The organism is Microbulbifer hainanensis, assembly GCF_014904735.1.
Classification (GTDB): Bacteria; Pseudomonadota; Gammaproteobacteria; order Pseudomonadales; family Cellvibrionaceae; genus Microbulbifer; species Microbulbifer hainanensis.
This window is the reverse complement of the sequence record NZ_JACZCR010000026.1, coordinates 164,122-185,536: the sequence shown is the minus strand read 5'-3', so window position 1 is coordinate 185,536 and position 21,415 is coordinate 164,122. Positions and strand designations below refer to the sequence as shown.

Sequence of the window (21,415 nt, the reverse complement as noted above, 5' to 3'; positions counted from 1 at the left end):
CTATGAAGCGAATGTTACTGAGGCAACTGCTGTGCACCTGCCTCATCGGGTTGTGCCTGCCCGCCGCTGCCGCTATGTCCAGCCGGGATAAGGCCTGGGCCGACTGGCTGCTCGGCCAGATAGAGCGGCACCCGGAAATCGCCGCGGCGCGCGAACACCGGCAGCGGGGGTTTGCCCTGGGCGACGCCCGCGAACAGCCCCTGTACAACCCGGAACTGGCAACGGAAATCGAGCGCGAAGGCGATGACGACAACTACCGCATCGGCATCGCACAAACGCTGGATATCTGGGACAAGCGAGCACTGCGCCGCGACCAGGGCGGCGAAATGCGCTCGGCCGCCCACTGGCAGTATTTGCTGGTGCTGCAACGACGAACCGCCACAATACTGCGCGCGCTGGCTAACTGGCGTGCGGCCCGAGCACGCAATCGGCTCGCCGACGAACAGGAGTCCCAGCTCGAGCAGTTCGCCGCGCTACTGGAAAAGCGGCGCAGAGCCGGTGACCTGGGCAGCGCCGACATCGAGCTGGCACTGCTGTCGCTGTCCCGGCAACTGAACCAGGCCGCCGCAGCGGCGGCGGAATTCCAGAGCGCAGACGCCGCGCTCAACGAGCTGCTGCCGGACTGGTCGCCGGCCCGCGCCCCCATTCCCGACACCATCTGGCAATTGCCAGCACCGCCAGATCCCACACAAAACCTGGACGGACACCCGCGTTGGCAACTCGCCCGCGCGCGCTGGGCGCAGCTGCAGCAGCAGGCCCGATTGCAACAGCTGCAGCGCCGCGCAGACCCCACTATCGGCATCAACGGCGGCCGCAAGGAAGAACACGGTGTCGTCGCCCTCACCTTCAGCATGCCGCTGAATATCCGCAACAACTACAGCGCCGAAGCTCGCGCCGCCGACAGCGCGGCACTGGGCGCCGAAGCCGATTACCTGGCGGAGCGACGCGCGCTCACTTTTGCCTGCAAAAGCGCTGCGGCAATCCTGTCCGGCTATCGCGAACGCTACCAGCGCTGGCGGGAGCTGGCGGCGGGCCGCGGCGAACGCAGCCGAATTCTGCTGGAAAAGCAGTGGCGCAGTGGCGACATGAACACGACCGATTATCTGCAGGCGCTGCAGCAGCGGCGCGAAGGTCTGCTCGCCGGAATCGAACTCGAGCGGAATTACCGGCTGGCGGTCATCGACTGGCTGGAGCAAAGCGGACGCATCGACATTTATCTGCAACGCATCGCGGGGCAGGAAGAAGGTAAATAGCCATGAACACACAATTGACGTTAATGATTGTTATTTTTTCCGCGGCAGTGCTCTCCGGGTGTACGCCACCCAACACGGGGGATGCCGGTTCCAATCACGCCGAGCACAACAATCAACCGGAACACCAGGGGCACGGAAAAAATGCGGATGGTGCGGATGGAAAGCAACCGCATGACGGCGCAGTAGAACTGACGGCGCCCCAGCGCAGGACCGCTCGTATTCGTGTCGAAACGCTGCGGCCGCGCAAGGTGAGTTACCGTCTCTACGCCCCGGGAGAAGTCGTCGCCAACGGCTACCGCAGTTACCTGGTCGCACCGCGGGTCGATTCCGTGGTGCTTAAACGCCACGTGGTACTGGGCGAGCACGTTTCCCTTGGCCAGCCCCTGGTCACCCTGACCAGCGGGGCCGTGGCGAGCGCGCAATCCGCCTACCGCAACAGCGCCGCCGAATGGCAGCGCGTTAGGGAGCTCGGACGGCAGACGGTCGGTGCGCGCCGCTTTGTCCAGGCCGAAAGCGATTACCGCGAAGCCGCCGGCCGGCTGCGCACCTTCGGCCTGTCCGAAGCGGCGATCCGCGCCGCGGCAAGCGACACCGAAAAACCCGGTGAATACACACTGGTCGCGTCCGTAGCCGGCGTCGTGCTTGCGGACAACTTTCACCAGGGCCAGCCGGTGGTCGCCGGCGACCGCTTGCTGACCGTCAGCAGCGAGAAAGACCTGTGGGTTGAAGCGCGATTGCCCGCAGATCGCCTGCTGTCCCTACCCGCCGGCAGCCGCGCAATCGTGCGCGCCGCAGGTATGGAATTTCCCGCGCGCGTCGCGCAGGAAGCCCACGCCATCGATGCACAGACCCGCACCCGCGTCGTGCGCTTGCTGGTGGACAACGGCAGCCACCGGCTGCACCCGGGCATATTTGCCGACGTCTATTTCCTGCGCGAAACCGAACAGGCGGTTATGGCCGTGCCGGAATCCGCGCTGGTGCGCGGTGCCGACGGCGACTGGACCCTGTACGTGGAACGGCAACCGGATCACTTCGCCCCGGTGGAGGTCCGCCGCGGGCGCGCGCTCGGGCAGCTGCGGGAAATCAGCGGCCTGCCCGCCGACAGCCGCGTTGTCACCGATGGTGCCTTCTTTGTCGCCTCCCAGGGTGCCAAGGACGGTTTCGATCCCCACAACCATTAGGCAGGAGTTCAATCGTGTTCAATCGTATTACCGATTGGGCGATGGCCAACCGGTTGCTGGTGGTCATCGCCCTGCTGACGCTCACAGTGTCGGCGTTTTTTATTATTCCGCGACTCAATCTGGACGCCTTCCCCGATGTCACCAATGTGCAGGTGGCCGTCAATACTGAAGCGCCCGGTCTCGCCGCCGAGGAAGTGGAACAGCTGATCACCTACCCCATCGAGGCGGTGATGTATGCCCTGCCCGACGTGCGCGAAGTGCGGTCTGTTTCCAAAACCGGCTTGTCCGGCGTCACCGTGGTATTTCGCGAGGGTACCGATATCTATTTCGCCCGCCAGTTGGTGTTCGAGCGACTGCAGGCGGCGCGAGAACTGATTCCCAGTGGCGTCGGCACGCCGGAAATGGGTCCCAATACTTCGGGGCTGGGCCAGGTTTACCAGTACCTTCTGCGCGCCGATTCCGACTCTGGTATTGGCGCGATGGAATTGCGCAGCCTCAACGACTGGCTGGTAAAACTGCTGCTGATGCCGGTAGATGGTGTGACCGATGTGCTGTCGTTTGGCGGTCAGGTGCGCCAATACCAGGTCAACCTGGATCCATCGCGCCTGCTGGCCTACCAGCTGACCCAGGCCGACGTGCTCGCCGCGCTCAAAGCCAACAACACCAATGTCGGCGGCTGGTATATGAACCGCGGGCAGGAGCAGCTGGTCATTCGCGGTACCGGCTGGCTGGATCACGGTGCGCGCGGACTGGAGGAAATACGCCAGGTACCGCTGAAAACCGTGCAAGGCACCGCGGTAACCATCGGCCAGGTGGCGGAGGTGGCACTCGGCAGCGAGATCCGCCAGGGGGCCGTCACCATGACCCGGCGGGACGCAGATGGTCAGCAAGAGGCGCTGGGCGAAGTGGTCACCGGCATTGTACTGAAGCGCATGGGCGCCAATACCAAGGCAACCATCGACGGCATCAACGCGCGTGCCGACCTGATCCGTCGGGCACTGCCACCGGGGGTGCACTTCGAAACCTTTTACGACCAGGCCGGCCTGATCAGCGATGCGGTGCGCACCGTGGTCAAGGCGCTGCTGCTGGCGTTTGCACTGATTGTCGCAGTGCTGGCGTTGTTCCTGATGAACCTGCGCGCAACCCTGCTGGTGCTGATTTCCATTCCCATATCCATCGGCGTCGCACTGATGGCAATGGCACTGTTCGGTATGTCCGCCAACCTGATGTCCCTCGGCGGCATCGCCGTGGCCATCGGTATGCTGGTGGACGGATCTGTGGTGATGGTGGAAAACATGTTCCGCCACCTGAGCCGCGCACACGGCGATTCGGATCGCGCTGGCATCCCGCTACGGCTGCAGGAAGCGGCGCGGGAAGTGGCTCGCCCGATTTTTTTTGCCGCCGCCATTATCCTGGTGGTGTTCCTGCCACTGTTCAGTTTCCAGGGCGTGGAAGCCCGACTGTTCCAGCCGATGGCGATCAGCATCATGCTGGCGATTGTCGCCGCGGTGTCTGTCGCGCTCATCGCGGTGCCGGCACTGGCGACCTACCTTTTCCGCCGCGGTGTCGTGCCGCGCAGCAGCCCGCTGCTGCAGCCACTGGAGCGAGGCTACCGCCGCGGACTCGACTGGGCGCTGCACCACACCCGCACGGTCATCGTTACCGCTGGCCTCCTGCTGATTGTTGCGCTGGCACTGCTGCCGCGTCTCGGTACCGAATTCGTACCGGAGCTGGAAGAAGGCACCATCAACCTCAGGGTCACCCTGGCACCCTCTGCAAGTCTGGATACCGCGCTGGCGGTAGCACCGAAACTGGAATCCATGTTGCTGGAATTCCCGGAAGTCGACTATGCGCTCTCCCGCATAGGCCGCGCCGAAGTCGGCGGCGATCCTGAGCCCGTCAATAATATCGAGATCTACGTCGGCCTGAAGCCGGCGTCCCAGTGGCAGAGCGCCAACAGTCGCGTCGAGCTACAGCGGCTGATGGAGGAAAAACTGCAGCGCTACCCGGGCCTGCTGTTCAACTTTTCCCAGCCGATCGCCACGCGGGTCGACGAGCTGCTCTCGGGCGTCAAGGCACAGCTCGCGATCAAACTGTTTGGCCCGGATCTGCAGACTCTCGCCTCCAGGGGGCGGGAGATTGAAAGCGCAGTAAAGAGCGTACCCGGAACCCGCGATGTGGCCATGGAACAGATTGCCGGTGAGGCGCAGCTGGTGGTCCATCCCGACCGCCGCCAGTTGTCCCGCTATGGATTGTCGGCCGGCGACCTGATGGCGCTGGTGCGCGATGGTCTCGGCGGCGCCAGTGCCGGGCAGATCATCAACGGCAACGAGCGCTACGATATTTACGTGCGCCTGGCAAAACAGTTCCGGCGCGACCCGGAAACGATTGCCGATTTGCGCCTGCTTTCCCCCTCGGGCGCCTGGGTGCGGCTCGGCGATGTGGCCGATGTCGCCATCGAATCCGGACCGCCGCAGGTGCGCCGCGACGATGTCCAGCGCCGGGTGGTGATCCAGGCCAATGTGCAGGGCCGGGATATGGGCAGTGTGGTGGTGGACATTCGCAGTGCGATTGCCAGCGCGGTGGAACTGCCGGCGGGCTACTCCGTGGAAATTGGCGGGCAGTTCGAAAACCAGCAGCGCGCGCAGAAAAGACTGGCAATGGTGGTGCCGCTGTCGCTGGCACTGATTGCCCTGCTGTTGTACTTCGCATTCAATTCGATCGGGCAGGCGCTGCTGATCCTCGTCAATGTGCCGCTGGCAGTGATCGGCGGGATCGTCGCCCTGTGGCTGTCCGGGCAGTACCTGTCGGTGCCCGGCTCCGTCGGCTTTATCACACTGTTCGGGGTCGCGGTGCTGAATGGCGTGGTCATGGTGGAAAGCATCAACCGGCGCCTGGATAGCGGCCAGTCTTTGCACGACGCGGTGTTTGATGGCGCCGTCTCGCGGCTGCGGCCGGTGCTGATGACGGCGATCACCTCAGCGCTCGGCCTGATACCGATGCTGCTGGCCACCGGAGTCGGTGCCGAGATTCAGAAACCACTGGCGACGGTCATTGTGGGTGGGCTGGTAACGGCTACGTTCCTGACGCTGTTTGTACTGCCGGTACTCTTCGCGCCCTTCTCGCGACAGAAAATGGCGGCGGTAAATCTGCAACTGTCGACACCCTAGCGATACACCGGCGCGGGGCTGCTCGCCCTGCGCCGGTAGCCAGGACTAGGTCGAAACACCCACTAGCTGAAACTGCGCAGCCATTTCACCACCTTGTCGCGGCGCCACAGGAGCAACAGCAGCGCCGCGCCCAGGTAGATGGATGGCTCAATCCAGCCACTTTTCACCGACCACCAGTAGTGCCAGCAGCCCAGCAGCACAACCGGATAGATCAGGCCGTGTAATTTCTTCCAGCGTTTGCCCATGCGCCGCATCAGCGCCGGCAGAGAGGTCACCGCGAGTGCCAGCAGCATCAGCCAGGCCGTAAAGCCCACCAGGATGTAGGTGCGCTTCACCAGCTCCCCGCCGATCAGTGGCCAGTCGAACGCCAGGTCCAGTGCGAGCCAGGCGGTGAAGTGCAAACTCGCCCAGGTGAAACACCAGAGTCCCAGCGGGCGGCGCAGGCGATTGAGCTGCCCGAATGAAAGAAACTGGGCCAACGGGGAAACCAGCAGGGTCAGCAGTAACAGGCGCAGGGTGCCGGTGCCCAGATAGTGGATCAGTTCTTTCACCGGATCGCCGCCGAGCAGGCCAGCGTTGATGGCGTAGAAAAGCCACAGCAGTGGCGCCAGCGCGCCGAGATGTACCAGCACCTGCAGCGTGACGGCTGCGGGTTTGCGCCACTGCAATGGCCGGGACTGTTGTGAAGTTGCTTGGGAAACGGGCACTAGAAATGCTTCCTCAGGTCCATGTTGTTGTAGAGCGACGCCACCTGCTCCCCGTAACCGTTGAACGGCAGGGTTTCCTGGCGCTTGACCGAAAACAGGCCGCCCGGCCCGATAAAGCGCTCGGTCGCCTGCGACCAGCGCGGGTGATCCACTGCCGGGTTCACATTGGCGTAAAAGCCGTATTCCCGCGGTGCCAGCTGGTGCCAGGTGTTGACTGGCATTTTCTCCACCAACTTGATCTTGACGATGGATTTGATTCCCTTGAATCCGTACTTCCACGGTACTACCAGGCGAATCGGAGCGCCGTTCTGCGGCGGCAGGGTTTTGCCGTAAAGCCCAACGGACAGTAGCGTCAGCGGGTGCATGGCCTCGTCGATACGCAATCCCTCGACGTAGGGGTAGTGGATGCCACCACCGATATAGCGGGATTTCTGTCCCGGCATCTGCTCCGGATCGTAGAGGGTTTCAAAGGCAACGTATTTGGCCCTGCTGGTGGGGGCAAAACGCTGGAGGAATTTCCCCAGCTCAAAGCCGACCCAGGGAATGACCATCGACCAGGCTTCGACGCAGCGCATGCGGTAGATGCGCTCCTCCAGATTGGTATCACTCATCAGCTCCCAGACATCGACCTTGCCGGGACGCTCCACCTCGCCCTCGACCGTCAGGGTCCAGGGTTCGACGCGCAGCGACTGGCTGTTCTTGGCTGGATCCGTCTTGTCGGTGCCGAACTCGTAAAAGTTGTTGTGGTTCGTGACCTTGGTTTCCGGTGTCAGGGTCAGCGGCGGTGCCGGTGTCTGCTTGCGGTACTGCAACGGCTTGCGCACTGCCTGGCCGTCGCCTTCCTCCTCCGAGGACAACAGATCCAGGACGCCGGCCCGCGCTGTCCCGGCGGCCAGCAGCCCACCCAGTCCGAGCCCCTTGATCAGGCTGCGGCGGGACAGGTAGGCGTTCTCGGAAGTGATTTCACTCTCGGCCAGTTCTCCCGACTTTTTCGTTTTTATCAGCATGTCCGTATTCCTCAATCGGGCAGATGAACCCTATTTGCTCTGACAGTCTCCGTGGCGAAAAGTTGAGATTTTGCCCGTTGCTGCCACGTTAAACTTCACCGACCGATGCCGCCTCGCGAAGATTTAATCGGCCTATAAAAGAAAAAAGTAATATAAAATCAACTACTTATAACTATTTCTTAAGAGAATCTCGAGAAAGTTACATTATTTCCTCACCCTTTTCGCACACGCTGCGCGATCGGAATTCCCGAGAAAACGATGCAATTGGTACATAATCTCATCTAGGCGTCAAAAGCGAAAACAGCGTCGCATCAGTGCGGTCTGTCACAAACCATCTGCCTCGTATTAGAGGCAATTCATGCCTTTTGGAGCTTTCAGCCTTTATACTTGTCCTAAGCTATAGTTCGCTGGTGCTGTCCATGGCACCTGCGGCCTATGAAGTAGGACGTATAAAGAGACTCCCTATGCTTACCAATCGGATTGCCGCACTTTTTTCCGGCTTCTTGTTCCTCGCCCTTTCCTCCCTGCCCCTGGCCTCCATGGCCGAGGTGGACAAGCTCGCTCCCCTGCAAGACCAGGGCGCGACCGCCCGGGAGATCGTCAACAAGCTGGAAATGCTGCACTACAACAAGCTGAAGCTCAGTGATGAGATATCGGTCGAACTCTGGGATGAATACATCAAGTCCCTGGATCCGACGAGGAGCTATTTCCTCGCGTCGGACATCAGCGAGTTCAAGCAGTGGCGCACCAAGCTCGATGACGAGTTGCGCAACGGTCAGGTCCAGCACGGATTCGATATTTACAATCGCTACCGTCTGCGCGTGACCGACCGGTTGGACAACATTGTTTCGCAGTTCGACAAAGGCCTGCCCAAGTTCGACTTCAACAAGGACGAGAGCCTGCAGCTGGACCGCGAGGAGAGCCAGTGGCCGACCTCCATCAGCGAAGCCGACGAACTCTGGCGCAAGCGACTCAAGTCCAGCGTACTTAACCTGCGCCTGACCGGAAAAACCGACGAAGAGATCCGCGATCTGCTCGAGCGCCGTTACAAGGGCCAGCTGAAGCGGGTCAAGCAGCAGAGCAGCGACGACGTCTTCGAGTTGTACATGAACTCCCTGACCAAGCTTTACGACCCGCACAGCAATTACCTGTCGCCGCGCTCGCTAGAAAACTTCAACATGAGCATGTCACTGTCTCTGGAAGGCATCGGTGCCGTGTTGCAGATGGAAGACGAGTACACCAAGGTGGCGCGACTGGTCGCGGGTGGCCCCGCCGACCGCAGTGGCAAGGTCAAGCCCAATGACAAAATCGTGGCCGTGGGCCAGGACAAGGAAGGCGAGATGATCGACGTGGTCGGTTGGCGCCTGGACGACGTTGTCGAGCTTATTCGCGGCGCTGCCGGCACCTATGTCCGCCTGGAAACCATCCCGACCAGCGGCGATGGCAGCCACAAGACCATCCTGATCAAGCGCAGCAAAGTGAAGCTGGAAGATCAGGCGGCCAAGAAAGCCATCTTCGAATTTACCGACGGCGGCAAGACCTACAAGGTGGGGGTGATCAACCTGCCTACCTTCTATATCGATTTCGAGGCCTATCGCCGCCGCGACCCGAACTACAAGAGCACCACCCGCGACGTGGCCAAACTGCTCCACGAGCTGGAAGAGGCAAAAGTTGATGGCGTGATCCTCGATCTGCGCAACAACGGCGGTGGCTCCCTGCAGGAAGCCACCATGCTCACCGACCTGTTCATCGACCAGGGTCCGGTCGTGCAGATCCGCCATGCAAACGAGCAGATCTCACGGCACAACCGTTCCCGCTCCCGCGCCATGTATCGCGGTCCGTTGATGGTGTTGATCAACCGCCTGTCCGCTTCGGCTTCCGAGATCTTTGCCGGTGCCATCCAGGACTACAACCGCGGCCTGATCGTCGGCTCCCAGTCGTTCGGCAAGGGCACGGTACAGACCATGGCACCGCTGAAGGAAGGCCAGCTGAAAATCACCCAGTCGAAGTTCTACCGCGTCTCCGGTGACAGCACCCAGCATGCCGGCGTCACCCCGGATATCCAGATGCCGCAGCTGATCGACGCCGAGAGTGTTGGCGAGAGCGCCTACGATACCGCCCTGCCCTGGGACCGTATCCACGCGGTGCCGCACGCGAAGTACTTCAACTTCAAGACGCTGCTGCCCGATCTGATCGCCAAGCACAATAAGCGCACCGCGGTTGATCCGGACTTCGTCTACCTGCGCGAGCAATATCAGTTCGAGCAGGAGCGCGCGGACCAGAAGGTGATTTCGCTCAACGAGAAAGCGCGCGAAACGGAGCGTGAAACCCTCAACGACGAGCTGCTGAATATGGAAAACCGCCGCCGCAACGCGAAGGGACTCGAGCCCTACGCGGACATCAAGGCGCTGGAAAAGAGCGAGTCCGAGGATACGCCGACCGTTGGAGGTCCGGTAGAAATCACGCTGAAGAATGATCCGATCCTGAACGAAGCGGGCAATATCATGGCCGATTTTATCGGCGACATGGATAAGGAAACCAAGAAGCCCGCACAGGTCGCCAACTTCTGACGATCGCGCCCGCGCGGAGTGCACAGCTACTCCGCGCAGGCGGCAGCCGGCCCCGATAATGGCCGGCGGACGGTAAAAAATTTAAGTAGTTTCAGGTTGGGTTCGCCCGACCTTTTTATTTTCTGGGGGAGAACATGAAAGTCGTTTCATTTAACGTCAACAGCATTCGCGCGCGCCTGCACCAGCTGGAGACCCTGGTGGAGACCCAGTCTCCGGATATCATCGGCCTGCAGGAAACCAAGTGTACCGATGAGGACTTTCCGGTGGATGCGGTGCGCGACCTCGGCTACGAAGTGATTTACTTCGGGCAGAAAACCCACTACGGCGTCGCGCTGCTCTCGCGCTACCCCTTTATCGATCGCGAATACGGCTTTCCCAACGAAGACAAAAACGCACAGCGCCGCATGGTGGCGGGCAAGTTCGATACCGGCGGCGCGGAGCCACTGACCGTCATCAACGGCTACTTTCCCCAGGGCGAAAACCGCGAGCACCCGGTGAAATTCCCGGCCAAGCGCAAATACTACGCAGACCTGGACGACTACCTGCAGACCACCTGCAAACCGGAAGCCCCGGTACTGGTCATCGGCGACATGAATATTTCCCCCACGGATCTGGATATCGGCATCGGCGAGCCCAACCGCAAGCGCTGGCTGCGCGACGGCAAGTGCAGCTTCCTGCCGGAAGAGCGCGAATGGCTGGAAAAAATCCAGGGCTGGGGACTGGTGGATACCTTCCGCGCGCAGAATCCGGAAACCGATGACATCTTCAGCTGGTTCGACTATCGCAGCCGCGGTTTCGACCGCGAGCCCAAACGCGGCCTGCGCATCGACCTGATCCTCGCCACCCAGTCACTGGCCGACAGCTGTGTCGCCACCGGCGTGGATTACGATATCCGCGGTATGGAGCGCCCGTCGGATCACGCACCGGTGTGGGCGGAGTTCAAGGTCTAACCATTGCCGGACTCCAAGAGCCCACCGGCGCTGCAGGGGAACCTGTTTTTCCTCAGCGGCGACCAGTACGCGTTTACCTCGGCGCAGATCGACCTGTTGCGCGCAATCGAGGAGTGCGGCTCCATCTCGGCGGCCGCAAAGCGGGTGGGCATCAGTTACAAAACCGCGTGGGATCGTGTCGATGCAATGAACAACCTATCGCCGCAACCGCTGGTGACGCGCTCGGCCGGTGGCATTCGCGGTGGCGGTACAGCGGTCACCGACTGGGGCCGCGACGTCGCGCGCGGTTTTGCCGCCCTGCAGGAGGAACACCGGGAATTTGTCGCGCGCCTCGGCGCCCGCCTGCATTCCCTGGGCGACATTGCCGGCTTCATCGGGAGTAGCGGTGTGAAAACCAGTGCACGCAACCAGTTCCGCGGAGAAATCACCGCAATCACGCCGGGATCCGTCAATGCGGAAGTGACTCTAAAGATCGGCGACAACCAGGCGCTGACGGCGACCATCACCAGCGACAGCCTGCAGGGACTCGGCTTTACCGTCGGCTCCAGTGCCGTGGCTCTGGTCAAGGCGTCCTGGGTTCTGCTGAGTAGTGATATCGACTTGCGCTCCAGCGCCCGCAACAAATTGGTTGGCCGGATCGCCCGCATCGCGCGGGGCGCCGTCAACAGCGATGTCACCCTGGACCTCGGCGCGGGCAAAACGATTGCCGCAATCATCACCAATGAAAGCGTGGACGCGCTGGAATTGCGCGAAGGCGACGATGCCTGCGCGCTGTTCAAGGCTTCCAGCGTTATCCTGATGGCCGACTGAACCGCTATTTGACGATAGCCGCGGATTTCACCTGCGCCCAGACAGCACTGCCCGGTGCAAGACCCAGGTGTTCGGCGGAGCGGCGCGTCAGGCGCGCAACCAGTGCGCTGGGGCCGACGCGCAGCCGCACCAGCACCATGGCGCTGTCGGCGTCTGCCGCAATTTCCGCAACCTCCGCCGGCAGCCGGTTCAGGATACTTGTATCTTCGTGACAGGCCAGCGACAGGCTCAGGTCGCGAGCCAGCACCCTCACCCGGATTTCGCGGCCCACGGGATCGCCCCCATCGCGCAGCCACAAGTCGCCGCCGGCAAAGGCGACGCGGGCAAGATGCCAGTGGCTGTCCCGTTCTATGATCCGCCCTTCGAGCACCACGCCGGTGTCTTCCCCCATCGCCACGGGCAGATCAATCCGGGACAGCACCGCGGAGAGATCGCCCTGCGCAACCACCCTGCCCCCTCGCATGACCATCAAGTGATCGGCGAGCCTGGCGACCTCCTCAAAGGCGTGACTGACGTAGACAATGGGCAGATCGAACTCGCTGCGGAGCCGCTCCAGATACGGCAGAATTTCACGCTTGCGCTCCGCGTCCAGGGACGCCAGCGGTTCGTCCATCAGCAGCAGGCGCGGTGCGATCAGCAGCGCCCGCGCTATGGCCACACGCTGCCTTTCACCGCCGGATAACCGCTGCGGCAAGCGGGACAGCAGCGGCCCAATACCCATCAATTCCACCACGCGGTCGTAGAGACCCGGGGACACCGCGCCCGCGCGCTTGAGCGCGTAGGCCAGATTGCCCTCAGCGCTCAGGTGCGGAAACAGGCTCGCCTCCTGAAAGACGTAGCCCAGCGGCCGTTCATGGGTCGGCAGGAAATGCGCCCCATCCTGCCAGATTTCATCGCGCACGCGCAGCAGTCCGCCCGAAGTTTTCTGCAGGCCGGCGAGACAGCGCAGGAAGGTGGTTTTGCCACAGCCGGACGGTCCGAATACCGCGGTAATGCCGCGCCCGGGTAACTGCGTATCGATATCCAGTGAAAAGCCCTCGCCGGCCGGCGACGGCAATGACAGCTGAAAGCGCGCCTGCATCTCATCGGACTGCATTGCCGCTACCCCCCGAAATCAATGGCCGCGCGGGAGCTCCGCTGCCGGAACAGATAGAGGCTCAGGAGCACCGCAAAGGAAAACAGCAACATCGCACCGGCGAGCCAGTGGGCGCGCGCGTAGTCGAGGGTTTCAACGTAATCGTAGATCTGAACGGAAACCACCCGCGTCTCACCGGGAATATTGCCGCCGATCATCAGGATCACGCCGAATTCGCCCACCGTGTGGGCGAACCCCAGTATCGCCGCGGTGACAAAACCGGGCCTGGCGAGCGGCAGCACCACGGTGAAAAAGCGATCCCAGGGGCCCGCGCGCAGAGTGGCCGCCACTTCGATTGGCCTCTCGCCCAGTGCCTCGATGGCGTTCTGGATCGGCTGCACGACAAACGGCATGGAATAGAAAATGGACGCGATGACAAGGCCCCAGAAAGTGAACGGCAAGGTGCCCAGCCCCAGTGCCTCGGTCAGCTGGCCGATGGGACCATTCGGCCCCATCGCGAGCAGTAGATAAAACCCCAGTACCGATGGCGGCAATACCAGTGGCAGCGCCACTATCGCCCCGATCAGTCCCTTCCAGCGCGAACGGCTGCGCGCCAGCCACCAGGCAATGGGCGTCCCGATCAGCAGCAGCAACAGGGTCACCGTGAGCGCGAGTCGCGCCGTCAGGGATATCGCCATCCAGTCCTCGGCGGTAAATCCCATCACGGCGCCCCATGCCCGGTCAGATAACCGTAGGATTCGATGATCGCGCGCGCCTGTTCACCGCGCATAAAGTCGAGCAGTGCGCGGGCGCCGGGACTGTTCTCTCCTCCGGCAAGCAACACCGCATCCTGGCGAATCGGCTGATATAACGCCGCCGGCACTATCCACGCAGAGCCGCGCTCGACGCGCCCCTCGTGCTGGATCTGCGACAGGGCCACAAAACCCAGTTCGGCATTGCCGCTGGCGACATACTGACAGGTTTGCGCAATGTTTTCCCCCTGCACCCAGCGGGGCTTTGTCGCCTGTTCCAGCCCCAGGTTGCGCAGCACTTCCACTGCCGCGGCGCCGTAGGGCGCCAGGCGGGGATTGGCGAGGGCGAGCTTGTGGTAATCGCCGTGCGCCAAAACCGCGCTACTGCCGTCCACGAGATGCTTATCCGCCGACCACAGCGCAAGACGCCCAACCGCATAGGTGAAACGACTACCGGCGACCGCCAGGCCCGCCACTTCCAGCGCCTTGGGCTTGGCGGTGTCCGCAGAGAAAAAGACCTGGAACGGGGCTCCGTGGCGGATCTGCGCATAGAATTTGCCGGACGAACCGAAAGCCAGTCTCAGCCTGTGGCCGGTCCGCTGTTCGAAGGCCGCGGCAATGTCCTTCATTGGCGCAGTGAAGTTGGAGGCAACCGCAACAGTCAGCACTTCGGCCCGGACTTGCAGACAGATACCGGCCAGGACCAGCGACAGCAGCAACCGTTTCATATCCCCTCTCTATCTTATGACCCGGGTCGCGGCGACCGTCCCGGTTACGATTCGACCGCGAGCCGGCTCGCCAGCCACGCGTTATATAGCGCATTACACAACGCTAAGCAACAAGGTGCTGGCATCCGGAATCCGTTGTTCCAACCCATAACATATGGAATTTCATATATATCAAAAATCAGATATGATTCACCTGCCATCGTACTTCCAGCGACGGCCATTACACCAACCACCATCAGGTGCTTATGAATCCGGTGCTCTTTTACAAATGCCTGGCCGACGAAACCCGCCTGCGCTGCCTGTTACTGATCGCACGTGAGGGGGAACTCTGCGTCTGCGAACTGATGGAGGCGCTGCAAGACAGTCAGCCGAAGATATCCCGGCACCTGGCGCAACTGCGTAAATGTGGACTGCTACAGGATCGCCGCCAGGGCCAGTGGGTGTTTTATCGGATAGAACCGGCACTGCCCGAGTGGGCGCGATCGGTTCTGCAGCAGACGCTGGAAGCAGAGCCCGCGTTTATTCGGGACAACCTGCTGAAGCTGGATCGTATGGGCGATAGACCAGCCCGCTGTGCCGATTCCTGCTAAAAAAATTTACGCCAAACTATCTCAATTTCCACATATGAACCCGCTGATGGAGCACAGACAACCACAATGAAACTGCTGTTTATCTGCACCCACAATCGCTGCCGCAGTATTTTGAGCGAGGCCATTACCAATCACCTGGCCGACGGAAAAATTGAGGCCTGCAGTGCCGGCAGCCAGCCGTCCGGGGCGGTGCACCCCCTGTCCATTCAATACCTGCAGGCGCGCGGCGTTCCGGTCGACGGACTCAGCAGCCAGTCCTGGGACGATTTCCAGGACTTCAATCCCGATGCCGTGATCACTGTTTGCGACAGCGCCGCCAATGAGAGCTGCCCGCTCTGGTTCGGCGATAATGTCAAAGTGCATTGGGGGCTGCCCGACCCGTCCAAGCTGAGCGGCACGGACGAAGAAATCCGTGATGCATTCTTCGCGGTCATGGATACGATTGAATCGCGTGTTCACCGACTCCTCGCCCTCGACCTGGATACCTTGCGCGGTGCCGATCTCGAGCGCGCACTGATTGCCATCGCGGAGGATCAGTAAACCATGGGACTGTTTGAACGCTTCCTCTCTGTCTGGGTAGGCCTGTGCATTGTCGCCGGTCTGTTGCTGGGCAGCAGTGTTCCCGGCTTTTTCCACGCGGTCGCGGCGCTGGAAATCTCCCACGTCAACCTACCGGTGGCCATTTTTATCTGGGTGATGATTTTCCCGATGATGGTACAGGTGGACTTCAGCTCCATCCGTGATATCGGCAAAAAGCCAAAGGGATTGGCCCTGACGCTGGTAATCAACTGGCTGGTAAAGCCATTCACGATGGCCGCGCTGGGCTGGCTGTTTTTCCGGGTTATTTTTGCCGACCTGGTGGATCCGCAGACCGCTTCCGAATATATCGCGGGCATGATCCTGCTCGGCGTCGCCCCCTGTACGGCAATGGTGTTTGTCTGGAGCCACCTCACACGCGGCGATGCCAACTACACGCTGGTGCAGGTTTCGGTCAACGACCTCATCATGGTGTTCGCCTTTGCACCGATCGCCGCATTCCTGCTGGGAGTCAGCGATGTCGCCGTGCCCTGGGATACCCTAGTGTTGTCCGTCGCCCTCTATGTCGTAATTCCGCTGGTAGCCGGACTGCTGACACGACGGGCCCTGGACTCCAAAGGGGATCACAGCCGCCTGAACCGCTTTATCCTCGCAATGAAACCCATCTCCATCGCCGGGCTACTGGCGACGGTGGTATTGCTGTTCGGCTTTCAGGCGGAAACCATCCTAGACCAGCCGCTGGCCATTGTGCTGATCGCCATCCCGCTGCTCATACAGACTTACGGCATTTTTGTCATTGCCTACGCCAGCGCCAGGGCAATGCGCCTGCCGCACAATATTGCCGCACCGGCCTGCATGATCGGCACATCCAACTTCTTCGAACTGGCAGTGGCTGTCGCCATCTCCCTGTTTGGCCTGCAATCCGGCGCGGCGCTGGCCACGGTGGTCGGCGTACTGGTAGAAGTGCCGGTCATGCTGACGCTCGTCGCCTTCGCCAACCGCACCCGTCACTGGTTTGAGGAGAACCCGGCATGAATACGCAGGATCTGCCCAATATTGAACCCGCCTGCCTGCAATTGCCGGACAGGGAAAAACTGGCTGCGGAAATTTCCGCGGAAAAACCGAAAATTCTATTGCTGTACGGATCGCTGCGAGAACGCTCATTCAGTCGCCTCGCCGCAGAGGAAGCGCGCCGGCTGCTGGACACTTTCGGTGCGGAAACAAAAATGTACAACCCCGCGGGGCTGCCGCTGCCGGATGATGCCGATCAGACACATCCCAAGGTTGAGGAACTGCGGGAACTGGCCCAGTGGAGCGACGGCATGGTCTGGTGCTCACCGGAGCGTCACGGCGCCATGACCGCTGTCATGAAGGCACAGATCGACTGGATTCCGCTGGCACTGGGCGGTGTGCGCCCGACCCAGGGCAAAACACTTGCCGTTATGCAAGTCTCTGGCGGCTCCCAGTCGTTCAATGCGGTCAATCAGATGCGGATTCTCGGGCGCTGGATGCGTATGGTCACCATCCCCAACCAGTCTTCCGTGCCCAAGGCCTGGCTGGAGTTTGGCGATGACGACCGTATGAAGCCCTCCTCTCTCTACGACCGGATCGTGGATGTCATGGAGGAGTTGATGAAATTTACCCTGTTGCTACGCAACAACCGGGATTACTTCGTCGATCGCTATTCCGAGCGCAAAGAGACGGAAGCCGAATTCCGCCAGCGGATCGACCAGCGGTCGCTCTGAAAAATACGCGGCTGAACTCTTATATCCGGGCGTTGCTATCGCTTGGCGACGCCCGAATCTGCCAGCTGCCGGTCAACGCCGGGTACTATCCTTATCGTGCGCCAGTGCCGACTCGATCATACCTGCCAGGCGCACACCACCCTGACGCAAACGCAGTGCGACGATATCCCGGTTCCGTGTGTAGTAGGTTTCCCCCAATCGCTTTTCCCGCGTGTAGGCATTGCTGTAGGCCAGCGCATGAGACTCCTCCGCCCAATCTACAGCGGCGCTGTGCAGCCACAGTGAACGCTCTGCCGGCGTGATGCCCCGGGTTTCAGCGTCCGCATAGTTTTTCCAGTCACCGATAAATCCCGCCGGCAGATAGGTATCCCATAGCGCGTGCAGATTGGTCTGCGCACCGAAGAAAGTAACAGCGATATCATTGCCTCCGCGATCCGCAGCCCGGCCAGTATGCAGCGGCTGGTGCAGATCCCCGACAAAATGGGCGATAAATAACAGGGCTTCCGCGCGGGCACTCTCGGTCGCCGTGGCATCGCCGAGCACACCGCGGAAATGCTCGATCGCCTTCAGGATACACCCAGCGGGTGGGCAATCCCGCGACGCCTGGTAACCGTCCCAGTGTTCTGGCAGGTTGATATAGTGCAACGGCGCCGCCCAGTTGTAGTCCTCGTTACTGCGAATACGGTCGGCCCAGGTCGCTGCCTCCGCCAGACTTGGCTCGCCGGCGCTCTGTAACAGTTCAGCAACCTGCTTTTGCGCATCTTGCGCGAGGAACTGCCAGGCGATCTCTCCGGTAACCCGGTGTCCGTCTGCCCCCCAGGCAAATGTTTTCGGTGTTAATACGATCAACACCAACAGACAGAGTGTTCTTGTCGCGTGCAATAGTTTATTCACTGTCAATACATCCTTAAATTGAAAATGTCTCTCGATGCTAGAGGCCGATTATGACAATTGCTGCGGCGTCATTTTTCCGTCAACAATTAGAGACATAACTGCAATCCCCCCTTCACTCCCCGGTAAATTTCGGCTGCTAAAAAGGTGTCCCGGCGCGAATGCGCCCGCGTTTTAGCCATTAGGCGCGACAACAAAGATCACCTTTAACGATCACCTTTGCCATTCAGTTGGCCATTTTCAAGACCAGGAGAATCACATGAAACGCTGCGCGTTTCCGCAGGCGGCACTGGCCGCAGCGGTCATTTCGGCGATGGGCACGACGCCCGCGGCATTTGCCCAGGAAACCTCCGCCACCATTCGCGGCATTGTCACCGATGGTAATGGCAAGCCTGTCGACCACGCCCACATCACTGTGGTCCATACCCCATCTAACAGCCGCAGCGAAATCGACAGCAGCGCATCCGGCCGCTTTACCCTGAAGGGCCTGCGTGTCGGCGGCCCCTACTCCGTTCACGTCAATACGGAACAGGACGGGGAAGAAGCGCTCGAAGGTATCTACCTCAGTCTCGGCTCGCCCCTATCCCTGCCGATCGAATTGGGCAATGCGGCACCCGAGGTTAACGATCTGGAAGAAGTGGTCGTAACCGCGGATGCACAGGTTTTTACTAACCGCGGTGCCAGTAGCGTTTTCGGTGAAGACACGATACAGAATTCCGCTGCGTTCAACCGGGATCTCAAGGATATTGTCCGGGCCAATCCCCTGGCGGTCGTCAGCCCGGATGGCAATGAACTCAGCATTGCCGGCACCAACCCGAAATACAACTCCCTGACTGTGGACGGTGTCGGCATCAACGATACCTTCGGCCTCCAGGGCAACGGCTATCCCACCAACCGCCCGCCCATCTCACTGGATGCGGTGGACCAGATTTCCATTGCCTATGCGCCCTTTGACGCCCGCCAAGGCAAGTTTACCGGCGGTACCATCAATACGGTTACCAAGTCCGGCTCTAATGAATTCCACGGCAGTGCCTTCTTCGAGTCGGTGCCCTGGGCCGGTACCGCGGAAGACCGCAAGCTGTCCGGTGACGGATCCGTGACCGAATACGATATCGATAACAGCGAGGAAACCCTCGGAGCCACCTTTGGTGGCGCTCTGGTGCAGGACAAGCTCTTTTTCTTCACCTCCTACGAAAAGTGGGAAGAAGATGTCGAGTTCAACTACGATCTCGACACCCTGGCCAACCACGATGTCACTACCGCTGAAGTCACGCGTGTACTCGACATCATGCAGAACGTCTACGGCGTCAGCGATTCCGTGGGTTCCGCACCGGACCCCGACAGCGATGAAAAGCTGCTGGTAAAACTGGACTGGAACATCAACGAAGATCACCGCGCGGATTTTACCTACAGCGACCAGGAAACCCGTTCGGCACGCAACTACACCGATAGTGACACTACCCTCAACCTGTCCTCCAACCTCTGGACCATGGCGCAGGACACCAGCTTCTACACGGCACATCTCTTTTCCGACTGGAGCGATACATTCAGCACCGAGGTGAACCTGTCCTACAAGGAATACGAACAGGCGTCCCTGACCAACTCCAATTGGGGCGAGGTCAATATCAGAACCGCCGATGGCACCATCCTCGCCGGCGCAGATGAAAACCGCCATGCCAATGTACTGTCAAACGAGGTGTGGAACTTCGGTGTACACGGCGCCTATCTCAGGGGCGACGTCCAGTACCGCTTCGGTGCAGAAATCGAGGATACCTGGAACTACAACCTTTACGGTCGCCATGCCCGGGGCACCTGGAACTTTGACAGTATCGACGACTTCGAAAACCGGCAGCCGGGCGACTTCCAGTACAGCAACGCCTACACCAATGACATTCAGGACATCGCTTACGACGTCAATGGTAGAACCTACTCCCTGTACGGCGATGCCACCCTGGAACCTTTTGCCGGTTTCGAGCTGGTTGCCGGCCTGCGCTACGAAAGGCTCAGCATCGACAGCGCGCCAAACCTCAACAGCCACTTCGAGGAAACCTACGGCTACGCCAATACGGAAAACCTGGATGGCAGTGACATCTGGCTACCGCGCGTCGGCTTCACCTGGAACCTGCGCGACGACCTGACCCTGCGCGGCGGTGTCGGTCGTTTCAGCGGCGGCATGCCACTGGTGTGGGTGTCCAACGCCTACACCAATGACGGCACCACCAAGGATTCCGTCTACCTGACCGACCTGGATCCGAGCGCCGTAGACTTCACCCGCGTACCCCAGGTCGCCAGGGACGCGCTGGCGCCGGGCGCCGGCAGTACCAACTCCATCGACCCGGACTTCGCAATGCCGTCCGACTGGCGCTACCAGCTGGCTGCAGACTACGCCTTCGAGGTGCCCGGCCTGGGCGATGACTTCAACTGGACCAACGAGCTGACTTATGTGGACCGTAAAGATGCGGTCTACTGGCGCGATCTGTCGCGGGTAGACAGCGGCAAGCGGACAGTGGATGGACGCATCATCTGGGACAATGTCTACAACGGCACCGAGTTCGAGGGCAACTACGACCTGGAACTGACCAATATCGATAACGGCGGGCGCAGCATCATCTGGACCACTGCCCTGGACAAGGCCTTCGACAACGGCCTCTCCTTCAACCTCTCCTACACCCACCAGGACATCACCGAGGTGAACCCGGGCACCAGTTCCACCGCGGAATCCAACTTCCAGTACGAGGTGGTTGAAAACCGCAACGAGCCGCTGGAAGGCACCGCCTATTACGAAGTCGAGCATCGCTTTGTGCTGAACCTCGGTTATCGAAGGGAATTTGTGCCGGGCTATGCGACCAACTTCAACCTCTTCTGGGAGCGTCGCTCCGGACGCCCATTCTCCTGGACACTGGACGCTTATCGGGATGGCGATTTCGGCGATCAGCCGAGTTTCGACGACTCAGACGTCTACCTGCCATACATTCCGTCCGGCGCCGACGATCCGGCGGTGGATTTCGCGAATGGCCTGAGTTATGCGCAAATCATGGAGATTGCAAAGGCGGCGGGCGTCTCCGGCTCTGCCGGTGGCTATGTCGACAAGTATTCAGACACCATGCCGTGGATCACCACCATGGATCTGGCAATTACCCAGGAAGTGCCCGGTTTCCTCCCGGACCACCGCGGCCTGCTTACCCTGACGGTGGACAACTTCGCCAACCTGCTGAACGACGACTGGGGCAAGGTCTACGACCTCCAGTATCCGCAGCAGAAGCTGTTTGACTATGACGTGAATGAAAATGGGCAGTATGTCTACAGCGAGCCCTATGGCGGTTTTAATGCCGATAACTACAGTCGCTTCCAGGTCGCGGAGTCTACCTGGAGAGTGAAGCTTGGCTTGAAATACAACTTCTGATCGCTGTATCCAAGGCAATTTGAGGGCCGGCGCCGAGCGCCGGCTT

Annotated in this window: 17 protein-coding genes; 11 read left to right on the top strand and 6 right to left on the bottom strand. The window is 60.7% G+C overall.

What is annotated here, in order from left to right; all coding sequences use genetic code 11:
- Positions 1–2: 2 nt before the first annotated feature.
- Genes IG168_RS09715 through IG168_RS09705 form a run of 3 tightly spaced genes read left to right on the top strand, consistent with a single transcriptional unit; the run spans position 3 to position 5,604 of the window.
- Entirely contained in the window at positions 3–1,253 is a 1,251-nt protein-coding gene (locus IG168_RS09715; protein ID WP_193164190.1) for a TolC family protein, read from the top strand.
- A 2-nt stretch (positions 1,254–1,255) separates the two neighbouring features.
- Positions 1,256–2,434 (top strand): efflux RND transporter periplasmic adaptor subunit, encoded by a 1,179-nt coding sequence (locus IG168_RS09710; protein WP_193164189.1) that lies wholly within the window; start codon positions 1,256–1,258, stop codon positions 2,432–2,434.
- Positions 2,435–2,448: 14 nt separating this feature from the next.
- The gene (locus IG168_RS09705; protein ID WP_193164188.1) at positions 2,449–5,604 is read left to right on the top strand and encodes an efflux RND transporter permease subunit; all 3,156 of its coding nucleotides are present in this window, start codon (positions 2,449–2,451) and stop codon (positions 5,602–5,604) included.
- A gap of 62 nt (positions 5,605–5,666) precedes the next feature.
- Here the strand turns inward: IG168_RS09705 and IG168_RS09700 are convergent, their stop codons facing one another.
- Positions 5,667–6,311, bottom strand: coding sequence for a protein-methionine-sulfoxide reductase heme-binding subunit MsrQ (locus IG168_RS09700; protein ID WP_319024685.1), 645 nt, complete (start codon positions 6,309–6,311; stop codon positions 5,667–5,669).
- Positions 6,311–7,318, bottom strand: coding sequence for a protein-methionine-sulfoxide reductase catalytic subunit MsrP (msrP, locus tag IG168_RS09695; protein WP_193164187.1), 1,008 nt, complete (start codon positions 7,316–7,318; stop codon positions 6,311–6,313). Before msrP ends, IG168_RS09700 begins: the two co-directional genes overlap by 1 nt.
- 464 nt (positions 7,319–7,782) lie before the next feature.
- Here msrP and IG168_RS09690 point away from each other — a divergent pair, with 464 nt between their 5' ends.
- The 3 genes from IG168_RS09690 to IG168_RS09680 all read left to right on the top strand — a co-directional run bounded on the left by IG168_RS09690 (position 7,783) and on the right by IG168_RS09680 (position 11,648).
- The gene (locus tag IG168_RS09690; protein ID WP_193164186.1) at positions 7,783–9,888 is read left to right on the top strand and encodes a carboxy terminal-processing peptidase; all 2,106 of its coding nucleotides are present in this window, start codon (positions 7,783–7,785) and stop codon (positions 9,886–9,888) included.
- 134 nt (positions 9,889–10,022) lie between these two features.
- Entirely contained in the window at positions 10,023–10,838 is an 816-nt protein-coding gene (xthA, locus tag IG168_RS09685) for an exodeoxyribonuclease III (RefSeq protein ID WP_193164185.1), read from the top strand.
- Positions 10,839–10,841: 3 nt separating this feature from the next.
- Positions 10,842–11,648, top strand: coding sequence for a TOBE domain-containing protein (locus tag IG168_RS09680; protein WP_193164184.1), 807 nt, complete (start codon positions 10,842–10,844; stop codon positions 11,646–11,648).
- A gap of 4 nt (positions 11,649–11,652) precedes the next feature.
- On the opposite strand, the gene modC is transcribed toward IG168_RS09680, so the two are convergent.
- The 3 genes from modC to modA are packed head-to-tail and all read right to left on the bottom strand — an operon-like array spanning position 11,653 to position 14,203.
- Positions 11,653–12,744 carry a molybdenum ABC transporter ATP-binding protein gene (modC, locus tag IG168_RS09675; RefSeq protein WP_193164183.1) on the bottom strand — a complete coding sequence of 364 codons (1,092 nt, stop codon included), beginning with the start codon at positions 12,742–12,744 and terminating at the stop codon, positions 11,653–11,655.
- A 5-nt stretch (positions 12,745–12,749) separates the two neighbouring features.
- Positions 12,750–13,445: a molybdate ABC transporter permease subunit gene (gene modB / locus IG168_RS09670; RefSeq protein WP_193164182.1), complete on the bottom strand. Its 696-nt coding sequence runs from the start codon at positions 13,443–13,445 to the stop codon at positions 12,750–12,752.
- Positions 13,445–14,203: a molybdate ABC transporter substrate-binding protein gene (gene modA, locus IG168_RS09665; RefSeq protein ID WP_193164181.1), complete on the bottom strand. Its 759-nt coding sequence runs from the start codon at positions 14,201–14,203 to the stop codon at positions 13,445–13,447. Before modA ends, modB begins: the two co-directional genes overlap by 1 nt.
- A 245-nt stretch (positions 14,204–14,448) precedes the next feature.
- Here modA and IG168_RS09660 point away from each other — a divergent pair, with 245 nt between their 5' ends.
- The 4 genes from IG168_RS09660 (at position 14,449) to arsH (ending at position 17,075) form a co-directional block, all read left to right on the top strand.
- Positions 14,449–14,793, top strand: coding sequence for a metalloregulator ArsR/SmtB family transcription factor (locus IG168_RS09660; protein WP_193164180.1), 345 nt, complete (start codon positions 14,449–14,451; stop codon positions 14,791–14,793).
- Positions 14,794–14,859: 66 nt separating this feature from the next.
- Complete coding sequence (locus IG168_RS09655) at positions 14,860–15,333, top strand: arsenate reductase ArsC (RefSeq protein WP_193164179.1); 474 nt, start codon at positions 14,860–14,862, stop codon at positions 15,331–15,333.
- Between the two features lie 3 nt (positions 15,334–15,336).
- On the top strand, positions 15,337–16,365 hold the full coding sequence (gene arsB, locus IG168_RS09650; RefSeq protein ID WP_193164178.1) for an ACR3 family arsenite efflux transporter: 1,029 nt from the start codon (positions 15,337–15,339) through the stop codon (positions 16,363–16,365).
- Positions 16,362–17,075 (top strand): arsenical resistance protein ArsH, encoded by a 714-nt coding sequence (gene arsH / locus IG168_RS09645; protein WP_193164177.1) that lies wholly within the window; start codon positions 16,362–16,364, stop codon positions 17,073–17,075. Before arsB ends, arsH begins: the two co-directional genes overlap by 4 nt.
- A gap of 72 nt (positions 17,076–17,147) precedes the next feature.
- Here the strand turns inward: arsH and IG168_RS09640 are convergent, their stop codons facing one another.
- Positions 17,148–17,969: a S1/P1 nuclease gene (locus tag IG168_RS09640; RefSeq protein ID WP_193164176.1), complete on the bottom strand. Its 822-nt coding sequence runs from the start codon at positions 17,967–17,969 to the stop codon at positions 17,148–17,150.
- Between the two features lie 256 nt (positions 17,970–18,225).
- Here IG168_RS09640 and IG168_RS09635 point away from each other — a divergent pair, with 256 nt between their 5' ends.
- Complete coding sequence (locus IG168_RS09635) at positions 18,226–21,369, top strand: TonB-dependent receptor (protein WP_193164175.1); 3,144 nt, start codon at positions 18,226–18,228, stop codon at positions 21,367–21,369.
- Positions 21,370–21,415 lie beyond the last annotated feature (46 nt).

Coding starts and splice junctions, on each gene's coding strand:
- IG168_RS09715 (WP_193164190.1), top strand. CDS start 3: ATGAAGCGAATGTTACTGAGGCAACTGCTGTGCACCTGCCTCATCGGG.
- IG168_RS09710 (WP_193164189.1), top strand. CDS start 1,256: ATGAACACACAATTGACGTTAATGATTGTTATTTTTTCCGCGGCAGTG.
- msrP (WP_193164187.1), bottom strand. CDS start 7,318: ATGCTGATAAAAACGAAAAAGTCGGGAGAACTGGCCGAGAGTGAAATC.
- IG168_RS09690 (WP_193164186.1), top strand. CDS start 7,783: ATGCTTACCAATCGGATTGCCGCACTTTTTTCCGGCTTCTTGTTCCTC.
- xthA (WP_193164185.1), top strand. CDS start 10,023: ATGAAAGTCGTTTCATTTAACGTCAACAGCATTCGCGCGCGCCTGCAC.
- modC (WP_193164183.1), bottom strand. CDS start 12,744: ATGCAGTCCGATGAGATGCAGGCGCGCTTTCAGCTGTCATTGCCGTCG.
- modB (WP_193164182.1), bottom strand. CDS start 13,445: ATGGGATTTACCGCCGAGGACTGGATGGCGATATCCCTGACGGCGCGA.
- modA (WP_193164181.1), bottom strand. CDS start 14,203: ATGAAACGGTTGCTGCTGTCGCTGGTCCTGGCCGGTATCTGTCTGCAA.
- IG168_RS09660 (WP_193164180.1), top strand. CDS start 14,449: ATGAATCCGGTGCTCTTTTACAAATGCCTGGCCGACGAAACCCGCCTG.
- IG168_RS09655 (WP_193164179.1), top strand. CDS start 14,860: ATGAAACTGCTGTTTATCTGCACCCACAATCGCTGCCGCAGTATTTTG.
- arsB (WP_193164178.1), top strand. CDS start 15,337: ATGGGACTGTTTGAACGCTTCCTCTCTGTCTGGGTAGGCCTGTGCATT.
- arsH (WP_193164177.1), top strand. CDS start 16,362: ATGAATACGCAGGATCTGCCCAATATTGAACCCGCCTGCCTGCAATTG.
- IG168_RS09635 (WP_193164175.1), top strand. CDS start 18,226: ATGAAACGCTGCGCGTTTCCGCAGGCGGCACTGGCCGCAGCGGTCATT.